At 67.1% G+C, this 6,601-nt stretch carries 8 protein-coding genes; all 8 read left to right on the forward strand.

What is annotated here, in order from left to right:
* Nucleotides 1–727: ATPase, T2SS/T4P/T4SS family (locus tag AAFP05_RS06890; RefSeq protein ID WP_341729118.1), on the forward strand; the 727-nt coding region annotated here is incomplete at its 5' end.
* Nucleotides 724–1,581: a type II secretion system F family protein gene (locus AAFP05_RS06895; RefSeq protein ID WP_341729119.1), complete on the forward strand. Its 858-nt coding sequence runs from the start codon at nucleotides 724–726 to the stop codon at nucleotides 1,579–1,581. The genes AAFP05_RS06890 and AAFP05_RS06895, both read left to right, overlap by 4 nt.
* Nucleotides 1,578–2,474 carry a hypothetical protein gene (locus tag AAFP05_RS06900; protein ID WP_341729120.1) on the forward strand — a complete coding sequence of 299 codons (897 nt, stop codon included), beginning with the start codon at nucleotides 1,578–1,580 and terminating at the stop codon, nucleotides 2,472–2,474. Before AAFP05_RS06895 ends, AAFP05_RS06900 begins: the two co-directional genes overlap by 4 nt.
* Before the next feature lie 29 nt (nucleotides 2,475–2,503).
* Nucleotides 2,504–2,716, forward strand: a complete 213-nt coding sequence (locus AAFP05_RS06905; RefSeq protein ID WP_341729121.1) for a hypothetical protein — start codon at nucleotides 2,504–2,506, stop codon at nucleotides 2,714–2,716.
* Nucleotides 2,717–2,724: 8 nt separating this feature from the next.
* Nucleotides 2,725–3,105: a TadE family protein gene (locus tag AAFP05_RS06910; RefSeq protein WP_341729122.1), complete on the forward strand. Its 381-nt coding sequence runs from the start codon at nucleotides 2,725–2,727 to the stop codon at nucleotides 3,103–3,105.
* Nucleotides 3,102–3,560, forward strand: a complete 459-nt coding sequence (locus tag AAFP05_RS06915; RefSeq protein ID WP_341729123.1) for a TadE/TadG family type IV pilus assembly protein — start codon at nucleotides 3,102–3,104, stop codon at nucleotides 3,558–3,560. The genes AAFP05_RS06910 and AAFP05_RS06915 overlap by 4 nt, the downstream gene beginning before the upstream one ends.
* Nucleotides 3,557–4,024 carry a pilus assembly protein TadG-related protein gene (locus tag AAFP05_RS06920; RefSeq protein WP_341729124.1) on the forward strand — a complete coding sequence of 156 codons (468 nt, stop codon included), beginning with the start codon at nucleotides 3,557–3,559 and terminating at the stop codon, nucleotides 4,022–4,024. Before AAFP05_RS06915 ends, AAFP05_RS06920 begins: the two co-directional genes overlap by 4 nt.
* Nucleotides 4,021–6,601, forward strand: a 2,581-nt coding sequence (locus AAFP05_RS06925; RefSeq protein ID WP_341729125.1) for a hypothetical protein, incomplete at its 3' end; no start/stop codon positions are given. The genes AAFP05_RS06920 and AAFP05_RS06925, both read left to right, overlap by 4 nt.

Raw genomic sequence — 6,601 nt, forward strand, 5'->3', positions numbered from 1 at the left:
CTCGATCGTGGTGTCCGGTGGGCAGGGCGACGGGAAGACCACGTTGGTGCGGGCGTTGTGTGCCGAGATCGACCCGTGGGAGGTGCTGGGCACCTTCGAAACCGAGCACGAGTTGTTCTTGCATGAGCTCGCTGATCAGCACCGGATTGTGACTGCCTGGGAGGAACGGCCGGGTTCGGGTGAGACTGCTTCGGATGGCCGGTCGTGGGGTGAGCGGCGCACCGCGGATCAGGTGATCGACAGTTTCCGGTTCACCCTGGCCCGCCAGATCCTGGGCGAGATCCGAGGCCCTGAGGTGTGGTCGATGATCAAGCTGATGGAGTCGGGTGCAGGCAGCCTGTCCACCACGCACGCCGCGGACGCGTCGGCGACCATGCGGAAGCTGATCACCTGCGCGATGGAGGCCGGCCCGCACGTCACCTTGGAACTGGCAGCTACCAAGCTGGCCGACACGGTCGACTTCATCGTCCAGATGCGCTGCGACCTCGACCGGACACCGACAGGCCCGGCCAGGAAGGTTCGCCGGGTCGCGGAGATTCTGGCGGTCGAGCCGGGCGAAGCCGGACGGCACTACAGCCTGACGTCAGTCTTCCGATCGCAGCCGCGCGCGATCGGGGTCGCTGACACGCCGCCGAAGCAGGATGTCCTGGACGACCTGATCGGGCACGGCCTCGACCACGCCGCGTTCCTCGCCGAGGCCGACGCCAACCCGAGGCGGCAAGCATGACCGGCGTGCTGGCCGCAGTAGCGGGCGCGATTATCGCCGGCGGCATCCTCGGCATCATCGTTGGCCTGCGGCTCGTGCCGATTTCGAAAGCGAAACGGAACGCTCGTCGACCATCGAGTTGGCGGCGCCGCTGGGCAGCGATCTCACCGGTCCGCCGCTGGGCAACGCTTGCGGCTCTGGCCGTCGGGATGATCGTGGCGATTTTGAGCGGTTGGGTGATCGCGATCGTCGTCCTTCCTGCCGCCGTTCTCGGGGTGCCCGTCCTTCTCGCCTCCGCAGCCGACACCGGTCGGATCGGCAAGCTGGACGGGATCGCGGAGTGGACCCGGAATCTGTCTGGTGTGCTGGTCGCTGGGCAGGGGCTTGAACAAGCACTCGTCGCGAGTCTGCGGTCTTGCCCGGACACTGTTCGGCCAGAGGTGGCCGCTTTGGTGGCGCGGCTACGGAGCCGGTGGCCAACCGAAGCCGCGCTGCGGGCATTCGCAGACGATCTGGACGATGCCACCGGCGACCTGGTTGCCGCCGCGCTGATTCTTGGCTCACGCAAGCGGGGACCGGGATTGGCGGCCATGTTGACAGGGCTCGCGGAGTCGGCAGCGGCCGATGTGAAGGCCCGCCGCCAGATCGAGGCCGACCGGGCCAAACCACGCACGATCGCCCGGCTCGTGACCCTCCTGTCGGCGGGGGCCCTCACTGTTTTGGCGTTGACAGGATCCTTCTTGGAGCCCTACCGAACCCCACTGGGGCAGGTAATCCTGCTCGTCTTGCTGGCCTGCTACACCTCCTCGCTGATCTGGCTGAAGAAGGCGGCCCAATCACCGCCACCAGCCCGATTCCTGGGGGTGCCGCGATGACGATCCTGATGGGTTCGGTGCTGGCCGGAATGCTCGTGATGGCCGGCGTCGCGACGTTCGGGTGGTGGGCGTCGCCAGCCCAACCCGATCTGGTCACAACGCTCGACCGACTCTCACCTCACCGCACGCCACTAGCCAACCCGGTGGCGCCTAGTGCAGCAAGCACGGGGGAGCGGGTCGGACGTTGGGCGATCCACCGGCTCCCGTTGGCCTGGATCACGGTGCCTACGAAGGATCTTGCGGTGCTCCGGAAGAGTGCGGCGTCCTTCTACGGCGACAAGCTGACCTTCGCCGCACTCGCCATCGTCGCCGTGCCTCTGCTGACCTGGCTGTTCTCGCTGAGCATCCCGATGCCCCCGGTGCTACCGGTGGGCGCCACTCTTGCCGCAGCGGTCGTCGCCTGGTTCGTTCCCGACCTGAATGTCCGTGACGATGCCGCCAAAGCTCGGACGGAAGTCGCTCGGGCACTCGCCGCCTACACCGATCTCGTCGCGCTGGAGCGCCGAGGTGGCGGCTCCGGATCGCGGCAGGCAATGGAAGTAGCTGCCGAAATCGGTGACAGCTGGCCCTTCCGTCGGATCAGCGAGGCGCTCGCACGATCCCGGTTCTCCGGTCAACAGCCATGGGACGCCCTGCACGACCTGGCGAACGAACTCGCGGTCACCGATCTTGATGACCTAGCCGACATCATGCGGCTGTGTGGTGAGGAAGGTGCCCAGGTCTACGACTCGCTGCGCGCCAAGGCCGAAGCGAGCCGCAACGCGCTGCTCGCTGCCGACCAAGCCGACGCGAACGCGGACGGGGAACGCATGTTCATCCCAGCCAGCCTCCCCGCGATTGTGTTCGTCACGATCCTGCTCGCCCCACCCCTGATGCGCCTCCTGACGTCCTAGGAAATCAACCCCTCTGAAAGGAACCGACCATGACCCACCTCTGCCAGACCATTGCCGCAACAATCGTTGCAGCCCTCGTCTTTGCCCGACGCTGGCTGGAGGCTCCCCGACGCGATGAGCGGGGCAGCGTGACCCTTGAGCACGTGCTCTGGGCCATTTTGGTCCTTGTTCTTGTTGGTCTCGCGGGCGCCGCCATCACGAACTTCCTCAACAGCAAGACCGGGGTCCTGCAGCAGCAGTAGCCACGGTCATGACCAAAGGGAGCCGGCTGCTGGACGAGCGGGGATCGGCGACGATCCCTTACGTCGTGTTGTTACCGATCCTGTTCGGCGTGCTGTTCACGGGACTGCAATTCGGCCTCTACTTCCGCGGGTGCAGCGCCGCCTCATCGACGGCCAGCATGGGCGCCCGCGCCGCAGCAGCCGAGAACGGCACCCAACAGGCATGCCGTGAGGCGGCAGCCGCCTTCGCCGTCAGCCTGGGCGATGCCATCGACAACCCGCACATCACCTGCTCGATGACCTCGACCGCAGTGACGGTCCGGGTCACCGGGACCACCTTGTCGGTGATGCCGGGATGGGTGATGCAGGCCGACCGGACAATCACGCTTCCCAAGGAGCGACTCACATGAGTAGCGGCGATCCTCACGGGGGTGCGAGTGTGTCTCGCCCCATGCGGCGGGATGAGCGGGGCTCGGCGGCCATTGAGGCCGTGATCGTGGCGCCGGCGATGGTGCTGCTGATCCTGTTGGTGGCGTTCGGAGGTGAGGTGGCTCTCACCCGTCAAGCGGTCCAAGCGATCGCCGCGGACGCGGCCCGCGCAGCGTCCCTGCAGCGCACAGCACCTGCTGCCAGAACATCTGCACTCGCCACGGCCTACCAGGCCCTGGACCAGCAGGTGACGTGCTCCTCTCGCGACGTGGCGTTGGACCTGAGAGCATTCGCCACCCCTGTCGGCACCCCGGCCTCGGTGTCAGCCACCATCACCTGTAGCGTCTCCGCACTCGGGCTCCCCGGTCTTCCGGCCGTGACGGTCACGGCGACGATGCAGTCGCCGATCGACTCCTACCGCGGGAGACAACCATGAAAAGTCTCGCGTCGTGGCGGCAGCCATGTCCCCAGGCGGGGGAACCGTGTAGAGATGAGCGGGGCTCGGTCACATTGTGGGCGGTCCTGGCAGCCATCGTGTTCACCCTGATCGTCGGGATCTCGGTCGACCTCACCGGCCAGATCCGCGCCAAACAACGCGCCACCGACGTCGCCGCACAAGCCGTCCGAGTCGCCGGCCAGCGGGTCAACCCGACCACCCTGATGAGCGGCCGACCCGTGTCCACCATCGACGCCTCCCTCGCCAAGACCGCCGCACAACAAGTGATCGCGCAAGCCGGCATGACCGGCACGGTCACGATCATCGGCGGCGTGCGGATCAACGTCACCACCACCGCACGCTACGAGCCGTTGTTCCTCAGCTCGCTCGGCATCGGGGCGTTGACGGTCAGCGGAAACGCGACCGGGCGACTCGTCCGCACCCAAGACGGGACAGAACGATGACGACAGGCCCTACCGCCCGGCGAGATCCGATCGGAGCAAAGGTGCGGCGTATCCTGCGCGGGATTACTGCCCTGATCGCTCTCGTGGGCGTGATGGTCGGCATGCCGCTGCTGCTCTGGGCCGTGCGGGACGTCGGCACCCTGCATATCGAGTGGACGTTGTCCGGTCTCTGGCGAGCGCTGCTGCGGCCCGATGACGGCACCCTGTTCCTCGCCCTGCTCAAGCTGGCCGGCTGGATCGCCTGGGCCGTGCTGATGACCAGTGTCATCGTGGAACTAACCGCCCGCATTCGACAGGTGCGAGCGCCGAACCTGCGCGGACTCGGCCTCCCGCAAGCTATAGCCCGAGGCCTGCTCGCCGCCGTTGCCGCACTCTTCCTCACCACCAGCGGACAACTGCCCAAGATCCCCGTCGCCAGCGCAGAACCGGTTGCGCCGCCCGCGCCCGCGGCAGGCGCGCCCACACATGCGAGGCAACCGGCTCACAAGAAGCAAGTCACTCAGCACTACACCGTCCGCAAGGGCGACACGTTGAGCCAGATCGCCCTCGACAAGCTCGGCGATGCGCACCGCTATCCGGAGATCTTCAAGGCCTCCCGCAACATCGGCCAGCCAGGCGGCTACCGGCTGACCGACCCAGACGTGATCGACATCGGCTGGCGACTCAACATCCCGGGCAAACCGAAGACCAACACCAACCGGGACGATCACCACCAGAGGCCCGACCGGCCATCGCGTCCGGCAACCAACCCCGGCGGCCCCAACCGAAGCCCCGAGCCCAGCCCCGCCGCCACCGCACGGTCCGCCGACCCGACGACGCGGCCGACGGCGGCAGCGCCGCCCACCGTCGGCCCAACGGTGACCGTGCCGAACGGCACGACCATCCCCAACCCGCAGGCGCCAACCGCCGATCACTCCACTGAAGCGAACCACCCCCAGCCCGTGTGGTTCCTCACCGGCCTGGCCGGGGCAGGCGGCATCCTGGCCGGAACGATGTGGCTGGCGCTCCGGCAACGCAGGGCATTGCAAAGCCACCACCGCCGACACGGGTTCATGATCGCCCCACCACCGCCTAAGACCATCCCGGTGGAGAAGACCCTGCGCCACGCCGGCGCACCCATCGCCTCGCAGATCACGTTCATCGACGACGCCTTACGCCGAACCGCCCAAGTCATCGTCACCACTGGACGACAACTCCCCCTCGTCCAAACGCTCGAAGTCACCCACAGTCACCTGATCGCCCACCTGTCCGAACCGGGCCAGTTCCCGGCCCCTTGGCAGGAAGCAGACGAAGACGCCTGGCAGCTCGACCTCACCGCCGACCTCGAGCTGATCGGGCCAAGCGGTGACGGCGGGCCTTCCCCGTGGCCGCATCTGGTTACCCTCGGCACCGACCAGGACGGGCATTGCTGGCTGATCAACCTCGAAGCCTTCGGCATTACCACCATCAGCGGCGATGCCGAATTCGCCGCTGACCTGGCCCGGTATTGGGCAGCCGAACTCGCCACCAGCCCATGGGCGCAAGACATCTGGCAGATCGACCTTGTCGGAGTGTTCCACGAACTTGACGGACTCAACCCCTCCCATATCCGCGTCCATTCAGGTGCGGAAGCGGCAGCTGCGAGCGCACTCAGCACATCGAAGAGCGTCCTCCAGGCCACTGCTGGCGACCCACCCGCACATCTGCCGACCGCCCGCATGCAACAGCACTACGAATACCTACCCGGCTGCGCCGTCGTCGCCCCCGCAGACGCAGCCGACGGCCTCAGCGCAGTCGTCCAACTCGTTCACGACGAGCCAGGACGCACCGGCACCACCGTCACCTTCCTCGGCACACCTGAAACGGCAGAGGCGGGACTGTCCGTGGTCGCCGACGCAAACGGTCGAGTCCGTGTTTCTGCTCTCGGCCTCGACCTATTCCCGACCGGCATCACCGCCGACGAAGCCCTCGGCTGCGTCCAGCTACTCCAAGCGGCCGACCGCCTCGAGAACGTCGCTGTTCCCGATGCTGACGCTTACGGCGAGTCAATGGTGGACGCCGCTGGCAAACTCTCCGGCAACGTCACCGAACAACGTCCCACGGATGGTTGTGCGGACGAAGAGACCAGCAACCTTCCGCAGCCCGACACTGCAGTCCTGGCTGTCGCTGCGACGACGCCGGAAGATCTCGCGGTCCTTGCACCAGTCATCCCGCCCGCGACATGCGAACTGGTCGATCCGGATCCGACCCTGGATGACGACCTGGCTGCCTGGCATGCCGATGGCTGCGATCGGCCTCGTCTCGCCGTTCTCGGTCCCGTCCGCGTGCGGGTCGGACGCAGCGGAGACCCGGCTGCCGGCAACAAACGCAAGCGCTACTACATCGAGATTGTCGCCTACCTCGCGACCCGACCGCGCGGCGCGACCACCCAAGAACTCTGCGACGCCCTCGCCACCACACCCGATCTGCTCCGCCGGAACCTGAGCGCCGTCCGCAAGTGGCTCGGGATCGACCCGATCACGCACCAGCCCTTCCTGCCCGACGCCGCCCGACTCGACCCAGACGGAGACCGCACCTACCGGCTGACCGGCGTGCTCT

It is taken from the genome of Brooklawnia sp. (assembly GCF_032229645.1).
In the GTDB taxonomy this organism is placed as follows: domain Bacteria; phylum Actinomycetota; class Actinomycetes; order Propionibacteriales; family Propionibacteriaceae; genus Brooklawnia.